Consider the following 20,431-nt stretch of genomic DNA (forward strand, 5'->3'; position numbering starts at 1 on the left):
GTTAAGCCGCGGAGCGGTAGTGTGATTTTTTCCAGGGGTGGGAATAGGGGATATTCAGGAGAAAATGTGCCACATATCCGTCAGTTATGTTGGGTTAGCTTACTGTGCCTGAGCAGTTCTGCGGTAGCCGCAAATGTTCGTCTGAAAGTCGAAGGGCTATCCGGAGAACTGGAAAAAAACGTTCGCGCACAGCTCTCTACGATTCAGAGCGATGAGGTGACGCCGGATCGGCGCTTTCGCGCCCGAGTTGATGATGCGATTCGCGAAGGGCTTAAAGCGTTAGGCTATTACGAACCCACTATCAAATTCGACTTGCTTCCACCGCCTGCGAAAGGACGGCAGGTATTAATCGCCAGGGTTACGCCCGGCCAGCCGGTGTTGATTGGCGGTACAGAAGTCATTTTACGCGGCGGCGCGCGCACGGACAAAGATTATCTGGCCTTACTGAAAACGCGTCCGGCAATCGGCACGGTGCTGAACCAGGGAGACTATGACAATTTTAAGAAGTCGTTAACCAGCGTGTCGCTACGTAAAGGCTATTTCGACAGCGAATTCGTTAAAAGTCAGTTGGGAATTGCTCTGGGCCGTCATCAGGCGTTTTGGGATATTGATTATGATAGCGGTGAGCGCTATCGCTTCGGACCTGTCACCTTCGAAGGTTCGCAGATTCGTGATGAATATTTACAAAATCTGTTGCCGTTTAAAGAGGGCGATGAGTACGAGTCGAAAGATTTGGCGGAACTAAACCGCCGACTTTCCGCTACCGGATGGTTTAATTCTGTCGTGGTGGCGCCGGAATTTGAGAAATCGCGTAAAACAAAAATTCTGCCGTTAAAAGGCGTGGTATCGCCGCGAACCGAAAACACGATTGAAACTGGGGTGGGGTACTCCACCGACGTCGGGCCGCGCGTGAAAGCGTCGTGGAAAAAACCGTGGATGAACTCCTACGGTCATAGCCTGACCACCAGCACCAGTATTTCTGCGCCGGAACAGGTGCTGGATTTTAGTTATAAAATGCCGCTGCTGAAAAACCCGCTGGAGCAATACTATCTGGTACAGGGCGGTTTTAAACGTACCGATTTGAATGATACGGAGCAGGACTCGACCACGCTTGCCGTGTCGCGTTACTGGGACCTTTCCAGCGGTTGGCAGCGGGCGATTAACCTGCGCTGGAGTTTCGACCACTTTACCCAGGGGAACGTCACCAATACCACCATGCTGTTCTACCCGGGCGTGATGATCAGCCGAACCCGCTCGCGAGGGGGACTGATGCCAACCTGGGGCGATTCGCAGCGCTACTCGGTAGACTATTCGAATACGGCCTGGGGCTCCGATGTGGATTTCTCCGTGCTGCAGGCGCAAAACGTCTGGATTCGGACTTTGTACGATCGCCACCGTTTTGTGATGCGCGCCAATTTGGGCTGGATAGAAACCGGTGATTTCGACAAAGTTCCGCCGGATTTACGTTTCTTCGCCGGGGGCGACCGCAGTATTCGCGGCTATAAATACAAATCTATTTCGCCTAAAGATAGCGACGGCAATCTTAAAGGCGCCTCAAAACTGGCAACCGGATCGCTGGAGTACCAGTATAACGTCACCGGCAAATGGTGGGGGGCAGTGTTTGTCGATAGCGGCGAGGCGGTGAGTGATATTCGCCGTAGCGATTTCAAAACCGGGACCGGGGTCGGCGTGCGCTGGGCGTCGCCGGTTGGGCCTGTCAAACTCGATTTTGCCGTACCGGTCGGCGACAAAGACGAACACGGTTTACAGTTTTATATCGGTCTGGGGCCTGAATTATGAGTTTATGGAAGAAAATAAGCCTCGGCGTGTTGATTTTCATTGTGGTGTTACTGGCGAGCGTTGCGTTTCTGGTCGGGACGACGACGGGGCTGCATCTGGTATTCAGTGCGGCGAACCGCTGGGTGCCGGGGCTGGAGATTGGGCAGGTCACCGGCGGCTGGCGGGACTTATCGTTAAAAAATATCCGCTATGAGCAGCCGGGCGTTGCGGTGAATGCGGGCGAAATTCATCTGGCCGTCGGGCTTGATTGCCTGTGGCGCAGTAGCCTGTGCGTCAATGATCTGGCGCTAAAAGACATTAATGTCGCTATCAACAGCAAAAAAATGCCACCCTCCGAACCGGCGCAAGAAGAGGAAGAAAGCGGACCGCTGAACCTCTCCACCCCCTGGCCCATCACGCTGTCGCGCGTGGCGTTGAATAACATCAATATCAAGATTGATGACACTACCGTTTCGGTGCTGGATTTTACCTCCGGGCTGGCATGGCAGGAGAAAAACCTGACCCTGAAACCGACGCGGCTTCAGGGACTGCTGATCGCTCTGCCGAAGGTCGCTGATGTGGCGCAGGAAGAGGTGGTTGAACCCAAAATCGAGAAACCTCAACCGGATGAAAAGCCGCTTGGCGAAACGCTAAAAGATCTGTTTGCAAAACCGGTAATGCCGGAGATGACCGATGTTCACCTGCCGCTCAATCTGAATATCGAGTCATTTCGCGGCGAGCAGCTACGCATCACCGGCGATACCGATCTGACGGTGCGCACGATGCTGCTTAAAGTCAGCAGTATCGACGGTAATATGAAGCTGGATACTCTGGATATCGACGCCAACCAGGGCACGGTGAAAGCCTCCGGTACGGCGCAGCTCGCCAATAACTGGCCGGTTGATATTACGCTCAACAGTACGCTGAATATCGATCCGCTAAAGGGTGAAAAGATAAAACTCAAGGTCGGCGGCGCGCTACGCGAACAACTGGAGGTCGGGGTGAACCTTTCCGGGCCGATGGATGTCGCGCTTCGCGCCCAGACGCGGCTGGCGGAGGCCGGTTTACCGCTCAATCTTGAAGTCGTCAGCCAACGCATTGCCTGGCCATTGACGGGTGATACCCAGTTTCAGGCTGACGATCTGAAGCTCAAACTGAGCGGTAAGATGACCGACTATACGTTGTCGATGCGAACCGCCGTGAAAGGACAAGATATTCCGCCGGCGACCATCACGCTGGATGCCAAAGGGAATGAGCGGCAGATTAATCTCGATAAACTCACCGTCGCCGCTCTGGAGGGAAAAACCGAACTGAAAGCGCTGGTGGACTGGCAGCAGGCGATTAGCTGGCGTGGCGAACTGACGCTGAATGGCATCAATACCGCTAAAGAGATCCCGGACTGGCCCGCGAAGCTTAACGGCGTCATGAAAACCAAAGGCAGCCTCTACGGCGGCACCTGGCAGATGGATGTCCCGGAGCTCAAGCTGACCGGCAATGTGAAGCAGAACAGCGTTAACGTCAACGGGACGCTAAAGGGCAACAGCTACATGCAGTGGACGATCCCGGGGCTGCACCTTGCGCTGGGCCCAAACAGCGCCGATATAAAAGGCGAGCTTGGCGTTAAGGAGCTGAATCTTGACGCCGCCATCGATGCGCCAGGGCTGGATAATGCGCTGCCAGGGCTGGGCGGCATGGCAAAAGGAATCGTTAAAGTCCGCGGTACGGTAGAAGCGCCGCAGCTGTTGGCGGATATCACCGCCCGCGGCTTGCGCTGGCAGGAGCTGTCTGTCGCCCAGGCGCGCATTGAGGGCGATATTAAATCCACCGATCAGATAGCGGGCCATCTCAACGTTCGCGTAGAGCGGATTTCGCAGCCCGACGTTAACATCAATCTGGTGACGCTTGACGCCAAAGGCAGCGAGAAGCAGCATCAGCTACAGCTCCGTGTTCAGGGAGAGCCGGTATCCGGTCAACTCTCCCTGACAGGCAGTTTTGATCGCGAGGCGGCGCGCTGGAAAGGGACGTTAAGCGACACCCGTTTCCAGACGCCAGTGGGGCCATGGTCGTTGACCCGCGCGATTGCGCTGGACTACCGTAATAAAGAACAGAAAATCAGTATCGGGCCGCATTGTTGGCTGAACCCGAACGCCGAGCTGTGCATCCCGCAAACCATTGATGCGGGCGCCGCAGGACGGGCGGTGGTCAATCTCAACCGCTTTGATCTGGCGATGCTGAAGCCATTTATGCCTGATACCACGCAGGCCAGCGGGGTCTTTAGCGGGAAAGCGGACGTGTCGTGGGACACCACTCAGGAGGGATTGCCGCAGGGGAAGGTCACGCTTTCCGGTCGTAATGTGAAGGTCACGCAGACCGTCAATGACGCGCCGTTACCGGTCGCGTTTGAGACGCTGAACCTCAGCGCCGATCTGCACAATAATCGCGCCGAGTTGGGATGGCTGATTCGCCTGACGAACAATGGTCAATTTGATGGCCAGGTGCAGGTAACCGATCCTCAGGGGCGGCGCAATCTCGGCGGTAACGTCAACATGCGCAATCTCAATCTGGCGATGGTCAATCCTGTCTTTTCGCGCGGCGAAAAAGCGGCGGGAATGTTAAACGCCAGGCTACGTCTGGGCGGCGATGTGCAAAGCCCGCAGTTGTTTGGTCAGTTGCAGCTTAGCGCGCTGGATATTGACGGTAATTTTATGCCGTTTGAGATGCAGCCGAGCCAGCTCACCATGAACTTTAGCGGTACGCGTTCGACGCTCGCCGGTATCGTGCGAACACAACAAGGGCAAATTAACCTGAACGGTAACGCCGACTGGAGCCAGATTGACAACTGGCGCGCGCGGGTGACGGCGAAAGGCAGCCGGGTGCGGATTACCGTTCCGCCGATGGTGCGCCTGGATGTCTCGCCGGATGTGGTCTTTGACGCGACGCCTTCGCTGTTCACGTTGGATGGGCGTGTGGACGTTCCGTGGGCGCGAATTGTGGTGCACGACCTGCCGGAGAGCGCGGTTGGCGTCTCCAGCGATGTGGTTATGCTCAATAATGACCTGCAACCAGAAACGCCGCAGACAGCGTCTATTCCCATCAACAGTAATCTGACGGTCCACGTCGGCAACAACGTGCGCATCGACGCCTTCGGGCTTAAAGCGCGTTTGACCGGCGATTTGAAAGTCGCGCAGGATAAGCAGGGACTGGGGCTGAATGGTCAAATCAATATTCCTGACGGCCGATTCCGCGCCTACGGCCAGGACCTGCTTGTCCGTAAAGGCGAGCTGCTGTTCTCCGGCCCGCCGGATCAGCCGCTGCTCAATATCGAAGCGATCCGTAACCCTGACGCCACCGAAGACGATGTCATTGCGGGCGTGCGTGTCACAGGCACTGCTGATGAACCCAAAGCGGAAATCTTCTCCGATCCGGCGATGCCGCAGGCTGAAGCGCTTTCTTATCTGCTGCGTGGGCAGGGGTTGGACAGCAATCAGAGTGATAGCGCAGCAATGACCTCCATGCTTATTGGTCTGGGGGTTGCGCAAAGTGGTCAGGTTGTGGGTAAAATCGGAGAGACATTCGGTGTAAGTAATCTGGCGCTGGACACGCAAGGGGTGGGCGATTCGTCTCAGGTCGTGGTCAGCGGCTATGTACTGCCGGGTCTACAGGTGAAGTATGGTGTAGGGATATTTGACTCTCTGGCGACGCTCACGTTACGTTATCGCCTGATGCCTAAGCTATATCTGGAAGCAGTGTCTGGCGTAGATCAGGCACTTGATTTGCTCTATCAGTTTGAGTTTTAGCAATGCGAATATTTGTCTATGGCAGTTTACGACAGAAACAAGGCAACAGTCACTGGATGACCAATGCCCAATTGCTTGGCGATTACCGTATCGATAACTACCAGTTGTATAGTCTGGGCCACTATCCAGGCGCAGTTCCGGGAAACGGAGCGGTATACGGTGAAGTTTATCGAATTGATAACGCCACGCTGGCCGAACTTGATGCTTTGCGCACCAGGGGCGGTGAATACGCACGCCAGTTAATCCAGACGCCTTACGGCAGCGCATGGATGTATGTATATCAACGTCCTGTTGATGGGTTAACTCTGATTGAAAGCGGTGACTGGTTAGACAGAAACCAGCCCTGAACTGAACACGCCACCCTCGGGTGGCGTTGTTTTTTACATTCTGGCTGATGGCGCTAGCGCCGGGCATGGTGAGCTCTTATTCTGCCGTAGATCAATAATGACGCGCCGCCCAGGATAACAATGCATCCGAGAACCATAAATCCCTGCATGTAGCTGCCGGTTGTCCGGTAAAAATAGCCGACCATTAGGCCTGCCAGCGTACCGCCGCCGCCGGCGCCGATGCCATTAATAATACCGGAGGCTGGGCCAATCGCATGGGGTTTAACGTTCGACTGGATAATCGACCAGATATTGGGGGTAAAGCTGGCGGCATAATAACCCATCGCCAGGGTAATGAGCGTGATTTTAAATCCCGGCGCATCGACAAATGGCAAGAGAAATAACATTACGCCGGGGATTAGTAGGCCCAGTGAAGCAATAAGTACACGCTTTTGTGTCTTATCACTGATCCATGAGATAGGGATTGCCAGTATAACCGCAGTCAGATAAGGCAGAGAACTGACCAATGCTTTACTGAATCCGGTATAGCCGAGAGAATTGACAACCATGGGGATCCATAACGTAATTCCCCAGAACAACATCCCTTGAGTGATGTAGGTAAAAATAAGGAGTAGGAAAGGGGTTCCGCCCAGCGATTCCAGGGTAAGTTTAGTTTTCTCTGTTGGCGCCGGCGCACGATAATAAGGCGCTTCTTCCTGTTTTTTCAGCATTGTTATATAAAGTGGAACCACAACAAAAATGCCGATCACACCAGTGATAATAAAAACATTTCGCCAACCGAAGGCAGCATCCAGCGGGGACAAAATCATAAATCCCAGGCCTAATGCCAGGAACTGTCCATAATACTGGATAATGCTGTTCGCCTGCGTCCGTTCTTTGTCTGAAAACCAGTCGCTGGCGAAGCGGGACTGCTGCGGCCAATAAATGCCTTCGGTAATGCCAAGCACCAACCGGCAAATCAAAATAACGTACACTGACGAGGTAAATCCGACAAAAACGGTCGCAATCGACCAGATTAGCACCATCAGAATGACTATTTTTTTCGGATCGTATCGCTGGGTAAATACGCCGCCAAAAATATTTGAAAAGGCATAGCCAATAAGAAATATGGTTAATACAATGCTGGCCGTTGCGCCATCAATATTCAGGTCGTGTGTAATCGTAGGTAACGTAACGGAAAGATTAGAACGGTCAAGATAAGCAACAAAAAGGCCGAACATTAATGTCGCGCCGATCCGTAGCCATTTTTGCATTGAGGTCATTTTTCAACTCCGTTTGGCCGCGCGCCAAAATCAATTTGACGAAATAATATCTCACCGGATTTTATGGTCATTTGTGGTACCAGCACATGCGTCCCCGTGAGCGTTTCACCATGAATATCGGCAAATTCAACATGCCTGTTTTTTAATTTAAAGATGGCGATATCGGCAAATGCCCCAGGGGCCAGCGTACCAATTTCTGCTGCCATACCCATTAAAACTGCTGGGGTATGGGTACAGGCGTTAATGACATCGGTAAGCGCGACGCCGAGTGCTAAATATTTCGATAAAATCCATGGTAAGGCGTAAACAGGCCAGGCGAGTTTAGTGATGGTTGAGAGATCGCTACTGATGATATCCGGAAGAAAGCCATTGGCGATGGCCCGGCGTGCCGTGTTCATTGAAAAATGGCTGCGACCATTGGCGGCATCAAATATAACGCCTCTTTCCCTTGCCTGACGGACTTCGGCTAAGACAGCGCCTTCATCAGTAAGAATGGTGCTACCTTTGCCGTGAAACGCATGAGCGATAATATCGCCGTGGCGTAGCAAGGAGACAAGTTCTTTCATGGGAACGACGGGATGAGTCGAGTGTATTGCCACGGGGCACCTTAAATCGTTGGCAATACGAAGGGATTCAGTCAGCGGTTTTAAGCCATATTCAGCAATGTCCTCAGTCTGAACCTTGAGTTTTAATCCCTGAAGAACATTGCGATACTGGCGAAACAGCGCGTGGATCTTATTTTCATCAATATTGTCAGGATCATAATTTTCTTGTGACCAGGTTTGGCCCGGCGGCGACACGGTCAGAAACGCTTTGATTCGAACTTTACTGGCGCAAATCACCGTTCGGTAGAAGGCATCAAAGTTTGCCGTACCGGCAGAACCTGCATCCACGACGGTGGTGACGCCATTCGGCGGCATGTACATATCAGGCCTGACGCCGCCTTCCGTCGCGTCATAAAAAACATGCGCGTGATAATCGATAAGACCGGGAGTGACGATCATGCCGTCGGCATGAATAATCCGGGTCTCCGAAGTTACAGGATATTTATCGGCATCAACGATAATATCGTTAACGATGCGTAAATTGTTAATCTCATTAATATTACGAGCGGGATCGATGATATGTCCACCGGTAATTAATATATCATTTTTCATCATAATCTCTTAAAATAGTAAATAATTATGGCAGCCCTTAAAAATATATTAAAAAGTGTGTTTTGAGCGGATGTTATGTTGGATTAAAAATACAATTATTGGTAGGGAGAGCTTAGGATACCTTATTAAAAAGGTAATCGGGCTTATGCACTAAATAAGAATTTAGCGCTTGCTAATATTTAGGGCGTAAGTCCAGGGGAGTCTGGGGGCATTCACAAAATAATTATTATCTTAAGCTTTTTAGAGAAACCGTGAGCGTATTCAACCCTTTTTAATAAAAAATAAGGTAAAGTCTTATTCATTCCGTGAATGTTAAACTAATAATGATAAAAATTGTGTTCTATTCATTAGCCAATAAAAAGGCCCTCATTACTATGAGAGCCTTTATCTTGACGATTATGTAAAAGCGAACTTATTTCTTCGCTGCGCGCTCGAAGGAGGCAACGATTTCCGCTTTAGCCGCTTCGGCGTTGTCCCAACCGTCAACTTTCACCCATTTGCCTTTTTCGAGATCTTTATAATGCTCGAAGAAATGAGTGATCTGCGCTTTCAGCAGTTCCGGCAGATCGTTCACATCTTTAATGTGATCGTACTCTTTGCTCAGTTTGGTGTGCGGTACGGCAACCAGTTTCGCATCTTCACCGGATTCGTCGGTCATTTTCAGTACGCCAACCGGACGGCAACGGATGACGGCGCCTGGCTGCAGCGGGTACGGCGTCGGGACCAGAACGTCTACCGGGTCGCCGTCCAGAGACAGGGTATGGTTGATGTAACCGTAGTTGCACGGATAGAACATCGCGGTGGACATGAAGCGGTCAACGAACAGCGCGCCGCTCTCTTTGTCAACTTCGTATTTGATCGGATCTGCGTTAGCCGGGATCTCGATAACGACGTAGATATCTTCCGGCAGTTCTTTACCCGCCGGGACGTTGAGTAAGCTCATGTCTGTTTCCTTTGAATTTATGACAAACAAGTGGCGAGTATTATAGCCAACTCACGCCGAAAGTCTTCGCTTGTTTTCGTTTCCGCCTCATCTGGCGCGTCGTTGCGGAGCATGAATGACAAAGGTTAAGAACCGAAAAAATCACGGGCCTGATAAGGCAACGCCGCCATCGGACATGTTATTGCCCAATGGCGGCTTCATGCGTTATTCCGCATGGTGGTAAAGATTACGCGTCCGGGTATTCGCGGATAAAGCGTTCCACATCGTCAACCATATGGCGGTTGCCGACGAAGAACGAGCGGCGCTGGTGAAGGCTTTCCGGAATGATATCCAGAATACGTTCTTTACCATCGCTTGCTTTGCCGCCGGCCTGTTCCGCGAGGAACGCCATCGGGTTGCACTCATACAGCAGACGCAGTTTCCCCTGCGGATGGCTGGCGGTGCTGGGGTAGAGATAGATGCCGCCTTTCAGCAGGTTGCGGTGGAAATCGGCCACCAGAGAGCCAATGTAACGTGAGGTATAAGGGCGACTTGTTGAACTATCCTCTTCCTGGCAGAATTTGATGTACTTCTTCACGCCATTCGGGAATTTAATGTAGTTGCCTTCGTTAATGGAGTAGGTTTTACCCTTTTCCGGGAAACGCATACGTTCCTGGCACAGACAGAACACGCCCAACGACGGATCGTAGGTGAAAGCGTGGACGCCGCAGCCGGTGGTGTAAACCAGCATGGTGGACGAGCCATACACGACATATCCCGCAGCGACCTGTTTGTTGCCGGGTTGCAGGAAATCTTCTTCGGTGACCGGCGTGCCGACGGGCGTCACGCGGCGATAAATCGAGAAAATCGTACCGACAGAGACGTTAACGTCGATGTTAGAAGAGCCATCCAGAGGGTCCATCAGCACCACATATTTCGCGTGTTCGCAGCCTTCAAAGACGACAATTTCGTCCTCTTCTTCCGATGCGATGCCCGCTACAATATCGCGCGCTTTTAGTGCAGCTTTCAGTTTCTCGTTCGCGAACAGATCGAGTTTCTGCTGAACCTCGCCCTGTACGTTCTCAGCACCGCTGGCACCCAGGATATCGACCAGACCGGCCTTATTGATATCGCGGTGGATGATCTTGGCGCCCAATTTTATTGCCGACAGCAAAGCAGTGAGCTCACCGGTAGCCTGAGAGAACTCGTGCTGCTTTTCGACAATAAATTCACCTAACGTTTTCATAACACTTTCCCTGCAATTGATTGGAGTAAAGCGACCGTAACAATCTTAACAAACATTTCAGATGATGCGCTCAGGTGAATCGCGCCAGCAAAGTACAGATTTACCTGAAATGCGTTTCTCACTTGCCAGACATGTGCGTAAAATGGCTCGCAGATAAAAAAAGGATAGTGACGTATGCGCATTCATATTTTGGGAATTTGTGGCACTTTCATGGGGGGGCTGGCGATGCTGGCTCGCTCGCTTGGTCATGAAGTAACGGGTTCGGATGCCAATGTGTATCCGCCGATGAGTACCTTACTTGAGAAGCAAGGCATTGATCTGATCCAGGGTTATGACGCCAGCCAGCTCGATCCGCAGCCGGATCTGGTGATTATCGGCAATGCGATGACGCGCGGGAATCCGTGCGTGGAAGCGGTGCTGGAAAAAAACATTCCCTTTATGTCTGGTCCACAGTGGCTGCATGACTTTGTGTTGCGCGACCGCTGGGTACTGGCGGTCGCCGGTACCCACGGTAAAACCACGACCGCAGGCATGGCGACCTGGATACTGGAAGCGTGCGGGTACAAACCGGGCTTCGTGATCGGCGGCGTACCGGGCAACTTTGAGGTTTCCGCGCGCCTGGGCGAGAGCCCGTTCTTTGTTATCGAAGCGGATGAGTACGACTGCGCGTTCTTTGATAAACGTTCTAAATTTGTGCATTACTGCCCGCGGACGCTGATCCTCAACAACCTTGAGTTTGATCATGCCGACATCTTCGACGATCTGAAAGCGATCCAGAAGCAGTTCCACCATCTGGTGCGCATCGTGCCGGGGCAGGGGCGCATCATCTGGCCGGAAAACGACATCAACCTGAAACAGACCATGGCTCTGGGCTGCTGGAGCGAGCAGGAGCTGGTGGGCGAGCAGGGACACTGGCAGGCGAAGAAGCTGACTACGGATGCTTCCGAGTGGGAAGTGTGGCTGGACGGCGAAAAAGTCGGCGATGTGAAATGGGGCCTGGTCGGCGAGCACAATATGCATAATGGGCTGATGGCGATTGCCGCCGCGCGCCACGTGGGCGTCGCGCCTGCAGAAGCGGCCAGCGCGCTGGGGTCATTTATTAACGCCCGCCGCCGTCTGGAACTGCGCGGCGAAGCGAACGGCGTGACGGTGTATGACGATTTTGCTCATCACCCGACGGCAATTCTGGCCACGCTGGCGGCGCTGCGCGGTAAAGTGGGCGGCACCGCGCGCATTATCGCAGTGCTGGAGCCGCGTTCTAACACGATGAAGATGGGGTTATGCAAGGATGACCTGGCACCGTCGTTAGGGCGTGCGGATGAAGTGTTCCTGCTGCAGCCTCCGCATATTCCGTGGCAAGTGGCGGAAGTCGCCGAAGCCTGCGTACAGCCTGCTCACTGGAGTGGCGATGTCGATACGCTGGCGGAAATGGTGGTGAAAACCGCACAGCCTGGCGATCACATCCTGGTGATGAGCAACGGCGGTTTCGGCGGCATCCATCAGAAATTGCTGGATGGGCTGGCGAAAAAAGCACTGGTTGTGGAGTAAAAAATGCCCGGTGGCGCTGTGCTTACCGGGCCTACAATACGTACATTCCCGTAGGCCGGATAAGGCGCCAGCGCCGCCATCCGGCAGACGCTACCAACGTGTAAAATTACCCTTCGTTTTCCGCCAGCTCGCGCAGATACTGGAAAATCTGACGCGCTGATTTCGGCGGTTTGTTGCCTTCTTTCTCTTTCTTCGCATTGCGGATCAATGAACGAAGCTGTTGACGATCGGCGTGCGGCCACAGGGTCAGTACTTCGGCTACCGCGTCATCGCCTTCGACGATCAGACGATCGCGCAGATGCTCAAGCTTGTGAAACAGCACCACCTGCTGATTATGGCGGTTCTTCAGCTTGTCCAGCGCCTGGCGAATAGGTTCAACGTCGCGTTGGCGCAGCATTTTTCCGATAAGCTGCAACTGGCGGCGGCGTCCTTCCATTTTGATTCGCTGGGCCAGTTCAATGGCGTCGCGCAGATCGGCGTCCAGCGGGATCTTATCCAGCGCGTTTTTCCCCAGATCCACCAGTTCCGCGCCCAGGCGTTTTAATTCCTCGGCATCGCGTTTAATTTCACTTTTACTGACCCAGATAATTTCATCGTCTTCGTCTTCGATGTCATCACCGGGAACGTCGTCGAGCCAGTCTTCGGGCTGCTTTGTCATGTCAGGCTCCTTAAAAAAAGAGGCTAATGTTACCAGTTAAGATGCGCACTGAAAAACGGTTCTCTGTTAGACTTCAGAGAAACTCTCTCTACATTATGGCATTTGCAATGAAAGTAATCTCACAAGTTGAAGCGCAGCGTAAGATTCTGGAAGAAGCAGTTTCGACAGCGCTGGAGTTAGCCTCAGGCAAATCGGATGGGGCGGAAGTCGCCGTCAGCAAGACCACCGGCATTAGCGTCAGCACCCGTTATGGTGAAGTAGAGAATGTCGAATTTAATAGCGACGGCGCGCTGGGCATTACGGTGTATCACCAGAACCGCAAAGGCAGCGCCTCTTCGACGGATTTAAGCCCGCAGGCGATTGCCCGTACCGTGCAGGCCGCGCTGGATATCGCGCGTTACACGTCGCCGGACCCGTGCGCAGGCGTGGCGGACAAAGAACTGCTGGCGTTTGACGCGCCGGATCTGGACTTGTTCCACCCGGCAGAGGTTACGCCAGACGAAGCCATTGAACTGGCCGCGCGTGCGGAACAGGCTTCTCTAAAGGCGGATAAACGCATCACCAATACCGAAGGCGGTAGCTTTAACAGCCATTACGGCATTAAAGTGTTCGGCAACAGCCACGGCATGTTGCAGGGCTATTGCTCCACGCGCCATTCGCTATCAAGCTGCGTCATCGCTGAAGAGAACGGCGATATGGAGCGTGATTACGCTTACACCATCGGTCGGGCAATGGCGGATCTGCAAGCGCCGGAATGGGTCGGGGCCGAGTGCGCGCGCCGTACCTTATCCCGCCTGTCGCCGCGCAAGCTCTCCACCATGAAAGCGCCGGTCATTTTCGCCAATGAAGTGGCGACAGGGCTATTTGGTCATCTGGTCGGGGCGATTGCCGGCGGCGCGGTATACCGTAAATCCACTTTTCTGCTCGACTCGCTGGGCAAACAAATTCTGCCGGAATGGTTAACCATCGAAGAACACCCGCATCTGCTAAAAGGGCTGGCGTCTTCACCGTTCGACAGCGAAGGCGTGCGTACAGAGCGCCGGGACATTGTGAAGGATGGCGTACTGACGCAATGGTTGCTGACCAACTATTCCGCCCGCAAACTGGGGCTGAAAAGTACCGGTCATGCTGGCGGCATTCATAACTGGCGTATCGCCGGGCAGGGGCTGAACTTTGAGCAGTTACTGAAAGAGATGGGCACCGGCCTGGTGGTGACGGAACTGATGGGCCAGGGCGTCAGCGGTATTACCGGCGACTACTCCCGCGGCGCTGCGGGATTCTGGGTTGAAAATGGTGAAATCCAGTACCCGGTAAGTGAAATTACCATTGCCGGTAATTTAAAAGAGATGTGGCGTAATATTGTCACCGTGGGTGATGATATTGAAACGCGCAGTAATATACAGTGCGGTTCGGTATTGTTACCGGAGATGAAAATCGCCGGACAATAATACCCGTCATACTTCAGGCTGCAGGCGCGTTGGCTGCCTGCAACTCGAATTATTCAGGGTATTACACTTATCGTTAATAATAAAAAAGGAAGTGAGCAATGCGTAAAAGCCTGTTAGCTATTCTTGCTGTGTCATCGCTGGTATTCGGTTCGGCTGTTTTTGCTGCCGATCTTGAAGATAATATGGATATTCTCAATGATAACCTGAAAGTTGTTGAGAAAACGGATAGTGCCCCTGAACTGAAAGCGGCATTAACCAAAATGCGCGCGGCCGCGCTGGATGCTCAAAAAGCTACGCCGCCAAAGCTGGAAGATAAAGCGCCGGATAGCCCGGAGATGAAGGATTTTCGTCACGGTTTTGACATTCTGGTCGGCCAAATTGATGGCGCGCTGAAGCTGGCGAACGAAGGTAACGTTAAAGAAGCGAAAGCGGCGGCGGAAGCGCTAAAAACCACCCGCAATACGTATCATAAAAAGTATCGTTAATTTTTGTGGGATGGCGGCTTCGCTTTATCCGCAGGTCGCCATCCGGCAAAATGTAATACCCATCACACTTTCTCACTTTATACGGCAACGTCATTGTTTCGCCATTTCCTCTTTATGCCGCGATAGATCTCACACTTTCCCGGCGATAATTCATTAATGCCGCCTTTTCTGTGGCGCAGATCACCTATCCCACTCGCGTTTCCACTTCGAGGTGGAAAATAACTCGCTACAAACTTTTAACCCTTGCCGCTAGTTTTATCTCATTGCCATTAACGGGGTGAGACGCGTGGATAACGGAGCAGTAAAACACGATGCCGGTGAGCGAATTAACGAACTGGCTGAACAGGTGTTAACGCAGGTGGATGGCCTGCTGGGGAGGCATCACATTGTCCCCAATGCGGTACAGACGCAAATGCTGACCTCGCACGTTCGCGCGATGGCGCACCGGTCAATTACCGGCGAGCCTTTACCGGAAGTCGATGCCAGCTTGTTTGATGAAATCTCAGCCGAATCAATGGCGCTCGCCCGCGAAATCGTGGCGGCGTTTGGCAACCTTCCTGACGAAGAAGCCTGGCTATTATCGGTACATTTTGAAGTCGCGAAAGACAACCTCTAAGGAGCAAAAAATGGAACAGATTACCGTCGTGATTGGCGATCGCCTGGGTAAAGGCCAGAAAGTGGCGGCAGGCGTGGAAAAAGCGGGCGGTCGCGCGGTCGTCGTACCGGGCGTCGCGGCAGACATGAAGCTGGGCGATGTGATGAAAGCGGAAAACGCCACCTTCGGCATTTCATTTTGCGGCAGCGGCGGCGCGGGCGCTATCACCGCGCAAAACAAGCATGGCTACAAAGCCAAATATGGAATGCGGTCAGTGGATGAAGGCGTCACCGCTATCAATGAAGGCTGCAACGTGTTGGGTTTTGGCTTTATGGATAAAGAAGAGCTCGGCGAGCGCCTGGTGCAGGCGTGGCAAAAGAAATACGGCGCCTGATGATGAAAGAGCAATTCACCACCACGGTGAGAGTAAAAGGCAAGGGCGACGCCAAAGCACGCGCCTTTGCCGATGCGCTGAACCATGTTCAGTCGGCGGTGATGAGAGAGTCGCCGTATATCTTACTGCGTATTGAGCCACAGGATGTGCGGATTGTTCAGGCGCATGAGTCGGTGCGTAAAGAGGCCTTTCTGTTTTTCTTTTTGCGCCGGGAACGACGCACTTACAGCGTGGAGCTGGATGTGACCGTCAACGTGACCGCCATCAATCTCGACAGGGTGGATTTCGTCGCGAAACGCTGATTTTTATTAAAAAGGCATAGTTATGTTCCTGATAATACTAATTAAATCGCTCATTATCGGTGCGCTGGTCGGCGTAGGGGTGGGCGCTGGGGCTGCACGCATGTTTCACGCGCCAACCACGCAGGGGATGGGCGCGTTCCGTACGTTGGGCGAACTCAACTCTTGTGAAGGCGACCCGGCATCTCACTTCTCCTTTGGACTGGGTTTCTTCTTTAACGCCTGGGCGTCGTCTGTGGCGGCCGGATCGTTCACCCAGGATGTCGATCACCGCATCATCCCTAACTGGGGCGCGGCGGCGCTAATGATCAAAAACCGTAACGTTGGCGAGACGCTGCACGACCCGAAAAAAATGGCGATCGCCTGCGCCGTCATCGGCATGATCGTCGTGACGTTCCTTAACCTGACCGCCTCATCCGTGCCAGAAGCGCTACAGGTGACAGCGGTTAAGGTGCTGGTACCGGCGGCAAACCTGCTGGTCAACATCGTCATGCCTGTGATCTTCTGGTTAGCGGCGATCGACGCTGGTAAAAAATCGGGCTTCTGGGCCACCGTTTTCGGCGGCGCGGCGCAGCTCATCATGGGGAACGCCGTACCGGGGCTGGTACTGGGTATTTTGATCGGTAAAGGCGTAGAAGAGAGCGGCTGGAACCATGTCACCAAAGTGATGATGGTCGCCATCGTTTTGCTGTTTGTGTTGAGCGGCTTCTTCCGCGGCTTCGACATGAAAATGATCGAGTCTTTCAACATGACGGTACCGAACTGGCTTGAACTGATCCACAACTCGCTCAGCGGCAAATAACGGAGGCCACAATGGAAGAGAATAAAGGTTTTTGGTATGCCGACTGGTCGTTCCCGATCTTTGTTGGCCTGCTCTCCTCCGGCGTTTTCGCCGGGACGCATATGTACTATCTGTACGGTATCGGCGCATTTAACGAAGTCGCTTTTGTGGCGATGTTGAAAGCGGGGATGGATACCGGCGTCTACGGCGCGGTCGCCGCTTTCGGCGCCAGCTTTTTATTTGCCCGCATTATCGAAGGTTCGCTGGTCGGGATTCTGGATATCGGCGGGGCAATTCAGACTGGCGTGGGCTTAGGGGTTCCGGCGTTACTGCTGGGGGCTGGCTTTGTCTTCCCGGTGGCGAACTTTATCGCTTCGCTGATAACCGGTCTGGTGATTGGCCTGGCGATTGGCTACATCATTGTTCTGGCGCGTAAGTTCACCATTAATCAGAGCGACTCCACGTACGGGGCGGACGTCATGATGGGGGCTGGTAACACTTCAGGCCGTTTTCTGGGGCCGTTGATTATCCTCAGCGCCATGACGGCATCGATTCCTATTGGTCTGGGCTCTCTGGTGGGCGCGCTGCTGTTTTATATCTGGCAGAAGCCGATTACCGGCGGCGCGATTTTAGGCGCGATGATCCTCGGTTCCATCTTCCCGATTGCGATTAGCTAACTGTTGATTTGTAGGCCGGATAAGGCGGTTGCGCCGCCATCCGGCAAAGGAGAGAACGATGTTTGATTTACTCCTGCGCCATGCGCGTCTGGTCGATGACACGCTGACTAATATTGCCCTGCAAGATGGCAAAATCGCGGCGTTGGGTGACGTTGATGGCCCGGCGGTGAAAACCATTGACCTGCGCGGCGAGTGTTACGTTAGTGCGGGTTGGATTGATTCGCACGTTCACTGCTACCCGACATCGCCGATTTACCACGACGAACCGGACAGCGTGGGTATTGCCACTGGCGTTACCACAGTGGTGGATGCCGGCAGCACTGGCGCAGATGATATTGATGATTTCTATGCTCTGACCCGTCAGGCGACCACCGAGGTTTATGCGCTGCTGAATGTTTCACGCGTTGGGCTTATTGCCCAAAACGAGCTGGCTAACATGGCCAATATTGACGCCGATGCGGTCCGGCAGGCGGTAAAACGCCACCCGGATTTTATCGTCGGCCTCAAGGCGCGGATGAGCAGCAGCGTGGTAGGCGTTAACGGCATCACGCCGCTGGAACGCGCTAAAGCCATGCAGCAAGAAAACGGCAACCTGCCGCTGATGGTGCATATTGGCAATAACCCGCCGGATCTGGACGAAATAGCGGAGCGTCTGTCGGCGGGCGATATTATTACCCACTGTTACAACGGTAAGCCGAACCGTATTCTGACGCCGGAAGGCGAGCTGCGCGCCTCGGTGACACGAGCGCTGGCGCGCGGCGTGCGTCTGGACGTCGGGCATGGTACCGCCAGCATGAGCTTTGCGGTGGCGAAACACGCCATTAGCCTGGGGATTTTACCGCATACCATCAGTTCCGATATCTACTGCCGTAACCGCATCAATGGCCCGGTGCATTCGCTGGCTAATGTGATGTCGAAATTCCTCGCCATCGGCATGTCGCTGCCGCAGGTCATTGCGTGCGTGACGGCCAATGCCGCCGATAGCCTGAATCTGAAAACCAAAGGTCGTCTTCAGCCTGGTCTGGATGCCGACCTGACCCTCTTTACGCTTAAACGCCAGCCCACCGTGTTGGTAGACGCGGAAAACGACAGCTTACAGGCTGAAGAATTGCTGACGCCGCTTGCCGCGATACGCGCAGGCAAGGGCTATATGACCGAACAGGGGAGCGCGGAACATGCCTTCGATTTTTGAGAAGTATCAATTAAAACAGGTGATTAACGCCTCCGGACGTATGACGGCGCTCGGCGTCTCCACGCCGCGCCCGGAAGTGATAGACGCGGCGATGGCCGGAATGAATCAGTATTTCGAGATGAAAGATCTGGTGAATAAAACCGGTGAGTACATTGCGAAATTGCTGGAAGTGGAAGGGGCGACGGTAGTCTCCTGCGCCAGTGCGGGCCTTGCCCAGTCGGTTGCCGCGGTCCTGGTTCAGGACAGCGACTGGCTGCTGGAAAACCTGCACGTTACACCGATTGAAAATAACGAAATCGTCCTGCCAAAGGGCCACAACGTCAACTTTGGCGCGCCGGTGGGAACGATGGTGGCGCTGGGCGGCGGCAAACTGGTGGAAGCCGGTTACGCCAACGAATGTTCCGCCGCGCAGTTGGCGGCGGCCATTACGCCGCGCACGGCGGCTATTCTCTATATCAAATCTCACCACTGCGTACAGAAAAGTATGCTCAGCGTGGAGCAGGCTGCGGTAGTGGCACGCACGCATAATCTCCCGCTGCTTGTGGACGCGGCGGCGGAAGAAGATTTGCAGTGCTACTACCGCGTGGGCGCAGATCTCGTTATCTATAGCGGCGCGAAAGCGATTGAAGGGCCGACCAGTGGGCTGGTGATTGGTAAAACGCAGTATGTTGAGTGGGTAAAACGTCAGTCAGCGGGCATTGGCCGGGCGATGAAGGTCGGCAAAGAGGGAATTGTTGGCCTGACCTGCGCCATTGAATTGTACCTGCGGGCGCAAAAAGAGAGCGGCGCGGAGATGGTAGAAAAAATGGCGCCCTTTATCGACACGTTGAACACGTTTAACGGCGTTAGCGCCCGTGTGGTGTGGGACAGCGCCGGACGCGACATCGCGCGCACGGAAATTAAGTTTGATGAAGCCGTTACCGGCATCGCCACAGGCGAACTGGTCGACGCGCTGAAGCAAGGGGAATACGCGATTTACTTTCGCGGATACAAAGCCAACGAAGGAATTATTGAAGCGGATGTCCGCAGCGTCGATCGCGCGCAGTTAGCGATTGTGGCGCGTCGTATTGGCGAGGTGATTAATCAGGAGAAACAAGCATGAAACTGACCCCTAACTTTTACCGCGATCGCGTTTGCCTGAACGTACTGGCCGGTTCGAAAGATAACGCCCGGGAAATCTACGCGGCGGCGGAAGGTCATGTGCTGGTTGGCGTGCTCTCCAAAAACTATCCGGATGTGGCAAGCGCAGTCGCGGATATGCGTGAATATGCGGCGCTTATCGATAATGCGCTCTCCGTCGGACTGGGGGCAGGCGATCCTAACCAGTCGGCGATGGTGAGCGAAATCTCGCGTCAGGTACAGCCGCAGCATGTCAACCAGGTGTTTACCGGCGTCGGGACCAGCCGGGCGCTGCTGGGGCAAAATGAGACGGTGGTTAACGGTCTTGTCTCGCCGACCGGCACGCCGGGGCTGGTGAAAATTTCCACCGGCCCGCTAAGCAGCCGCGCGCCGGACGGCATCGTACCCATAGAAACGGCGATTGCGCTACTCAAAGACATGGGCGGCAGCTCCGTTAAATACTTTCCGATGGGAGGACTCACCTGTCGCGACGAGTATAAAGCGGTGGCTGAGGCCTGCGCCCGCCATGATTTCTGGCTGGAACCGACGGGCGGCATCGATCTGGAAAACTTCGCCGAGATTCTGCACATCGCCCTTGATGCAGGTGTAAGCAAAATCATTCCTCACATTTATAGTTCGATTATTGATAAGGTGAGCGGCAACACTCGTGCGGACGATGTGCGTCAGTTACTCGCTATCGTCCGGTCGCGTGTCGGCTAATCATG

General features: G+C 53.8%; 19 protein-coding genes. 14 read left to right on the plus strand and 5 right to left on the minus strand.

Translation table 11 applies throughout. The annotated features are described in order from the left end of the window. Positions 1–66 precede the first annotated feature (66 nt). Genes tamA through NA624_RS04080 form a run of 3 tightly spaced genes read left to right on the plus strand, consistent with a single transcriptional unit; the run spans position 67 to position 5,923 of the window. Complete coding sequence (gene tamA, locus NA624_RS04070; protein WP_001120237.1) at positions 67–1,800, plus strand: autotransporter assembly complex protein TamA; 1,734 nt, start codon at positions 67–69, stop codon at positions 1,798–1,800. Continuing rightward, on the plus strand, positions 1,797–5,576 hold the full coding sequence (gene tamB / locus NA624_RS04075; protein ID WP_000060835.1) for an autotransporter assembly complex protein TamB: 3,780 nt from the start codon (positions 1,797–1,799) through the stop codon (positions 5,574–5,576). The genes tamA and tamB overlap by 4 nt, the downstream gene beginning before the upstream one ends. A 2-nt stretch (positions 5,577–5,578) precedes the next feature. Continuing rightward, complete coding sequence (locus tag NA624_RS04080; protein WP_001219167.1) at positions 5,579–5,923, plus strand: gamma-glutamylcyclotransferase family protein; 345 nt, start codon at positions 5,579–5,581, stop codon at positions 5,921–5,923. Between the two features lie 53 nt (positions 5,924–5,976). On the opposite strand, the gene NA624_RS04085 is transcribed toward NA624_RS04080, so the two are convergent. The 4 genes from NA624_RS04085 to fbp all read right to left on the minus strand — a co-directional run bounded on the left by NA624_RS04085 (position 5,977) and on the right by fbp (position 10,510). Beyond that, positions 5,977–7,185 carry an MFS transporter gene (locus NA624_RS04085; protein ID WP_000203125.1) on the minus strand — a complete coding sequence of 403 codons (1,209 nt, stop codon included), beginning with the start codon at positions 7,183–7,185 and terminating at the stop codon, positions 5,977–5,979. Beyond that, the gene (locus NA624_RS04090; protein ID WP_000977212.1) at positions 7,182–8,345 is read right to left on the minus strand and encodes a metallo-dependent hydrolase; all 1,164 of its coding nucleotides are present in this window, start codon (positions 8,343–8,345) and stop codon (positions 7,182–7,184) included. The genes NA624_RS04085 and NA624_RS04090 overlap by 4 nt, the downstream gene beginning before the upstream one ends. Positions 8,346–8,754: 409 nt before the next feature. Beyond that, on the minus strand, positions 8,755–9,285 hold the full coding sequence (ppa, locus tag NA624_RS04095; RefSeq protein WP_000055079.1) for an inorganic diphosphatase: 531 nt from the start codon (positions 9,283–9,285) through the stop codon (positions 8,755–8,757). Positions 9,286–9,511: 226 nt separating this feature from the next. Further along, entirely contained in the window at positions 9,512–10,510 is a 999-nt protein-coding gene (gene fbp, locus NA624_RS04100) for a class 1 fructose-bisphosphatase (protein ID WP_000853764.1), read from the minus strand. Between the two features lie 174 nt (positions 10,511–10,684). Between fbp and mpl the strand changes: the two genes are divergently transcribed. Further along, positions 10,685–12,058: a UDP-N-acetylmuramate:L-alanyl-gamma-D-glutamyl-meso-diaminopimelate ligase gene (mpl, locus tag NA624_RS04105; protein WP_001219832.1), complete on the plus strand. Its 1,374-nt coding sequence runs from the start codon at positions 10,685–10,687 to the stop codon at positions 12,056–12,058. A 106-nt stretch (positions 12,059–12,164) separates the two neighbouring features. Here the strand turns inward: mpl and yjgA are convergent, their stop codons facing one another. Then, on the minus strand, positions 12,165–12,716 hold the full coding sequence (gene yjgA, locus NA624_RS04110) for a ribosome biogenesis factor YjgA (protein WP_000166287.1): 552 nt from the start codon (positions 12,714–12,716) through the stop codon (positions 12,165–12,167). Positions 12,717–12,811: 95 nt separating this feature from the next. On the opposite strand from yjgA, the gene pmbA reads away from it, so the two are divergent. The 10 genes from pmbA (at position 12,812) to dagF (ending at position 20,426) form a co-directional block, all read left to right on the plus strand. Continuing rightward, positions 12,812–14,164 (plus strand): metalloprotease PmbA, encoded by a 1,353-nt coding sequence (pmbA, locus tag NA624_RS04115; protein ID WP_000852994.1) that lies wholly within the window; start codon positions 12,812–12,814, stop codon positions 14,162–14,164. Between the two features lie 98 nt (positions 14,165–14,262). Beyond that, complete coding sequence (gene cybC / locus NA624_RS04120; RefSeq protein ID WP_001232231.1) at positions 14,263–14,649, plus strand: cytochrome b562; 387 nt, start codon at positions 14,263–14,265, stop codon at positions 14,647–14,649. 277 nt (positions 14,650–14,926) lie between these two features. Beyond that, entirely contained in the window at positions 14,927–15,265 is a 339-nt protein-coding gene (locus NA624_RS04125) for a glycine dehydrogenase (RefSeq protein WP_001255103.1), read from the plus strand. Between the two features lie 10 nt (positions 15,266–15,275). Continuing rightward, positions 15,276–15,638: an SFCGS family glycine-rich protein gene (locus tag NA624_RS04130; RefSeq protein ID WP_000435389.1), complete on the plus strand. Its 363-nt coding sequence runs from the start codon at positions 15,276–15,278 to the stop codon at positions 15,636–15,638. Further along, on the plus strand, positions 15,638–15,940 hold the full coding sequence (locus tag NA624_RS04135; protein ID WP_000975187.1) for a DUF4312 family protein: 303 nt from the start codon (positions 15,638–15,640) through the stop codon (positions 15,938–15,940). The genes NA624_RS04130 and NA624_RS04135 overlap by 1 nt, the downstream gene beginning before the upstream one ends. A gap of 22 nt (positions 15,941–15,962) precedes the next feature. Further along, entirely contained in the window at positions 15,963–16,739 is a 777-nt protein-coding gene (locus NA624_RS04140; RefSeq protein WP_000478578.1) for a DUF4311 domain-containing protein, read from the plus strand. Positions 16,740–16,750: 11 nt separating this feature from the next. Beyond that, positions 16,751–17,395, plus strand: a complete 645-nt coding sequence (locus tag NA624_RS04145; RefSeq protein ID WP_000392130.1) for a DUF4310 family protein — start codon at positions 16,751–16,753, stop codon at positions 17,393–17,395. 58 nt (positions 17,396–17,453) lie between these two features. Beyond that, entirely contained in the window at positions 17,454–18,587 is a 1,134-nt protein-coding gene (locus tag NA624_RS04150) for an amidohydrolase/deacetylase family metallohydrolase (protein WP_000459954.1), read from the plus strand. Then, positions 18,571–19,689 carry a DgaE family pyridoxal phosphate-dependent ammonia lyase gene (locus NA624_RS04155; protein ID WP_001139190.1) on the plus strand — a complete coding sequence of 373 codons (1,119 nt, stop codon included), beginning with the start codon at positions 18,571–18,573 and terminating at the stop codon, positions 19,687–19,689. The genes NA624_RS04150 and NA624_RS04155 overlap by 17 nt, the downstream gene beginning before the upstream one ends. After that, positions 19,686–20,426: a 2-dehydro-3-deoxy-phosphogluconate aldolase gene (gene dagF / locus NA624_RS04160; RefSeq protein WP_000779263.1), complete on the plus strand. Its 741-nt coding sequence runs from the start codon at positions 19,686–19,688 to the stop codon at positions 20,424–20,426. The genes NA624_RS04155 and dagF overlap by 4 nt, the downstream gene beginning before the upstream one ends. Positions 20,427–20,431 lie beyond the last annotated feature (5 nt).

The sequence above is a fragment of the Salmonella sp. NW38 genome, from assembly GCF_051807745.1.
Lineage (GTDB): Bacteria > Pseudomonadota > Gammaproteobacteria > Enterobacterales > Enterobacteriaceae > Salmonella > Salmonella enterica.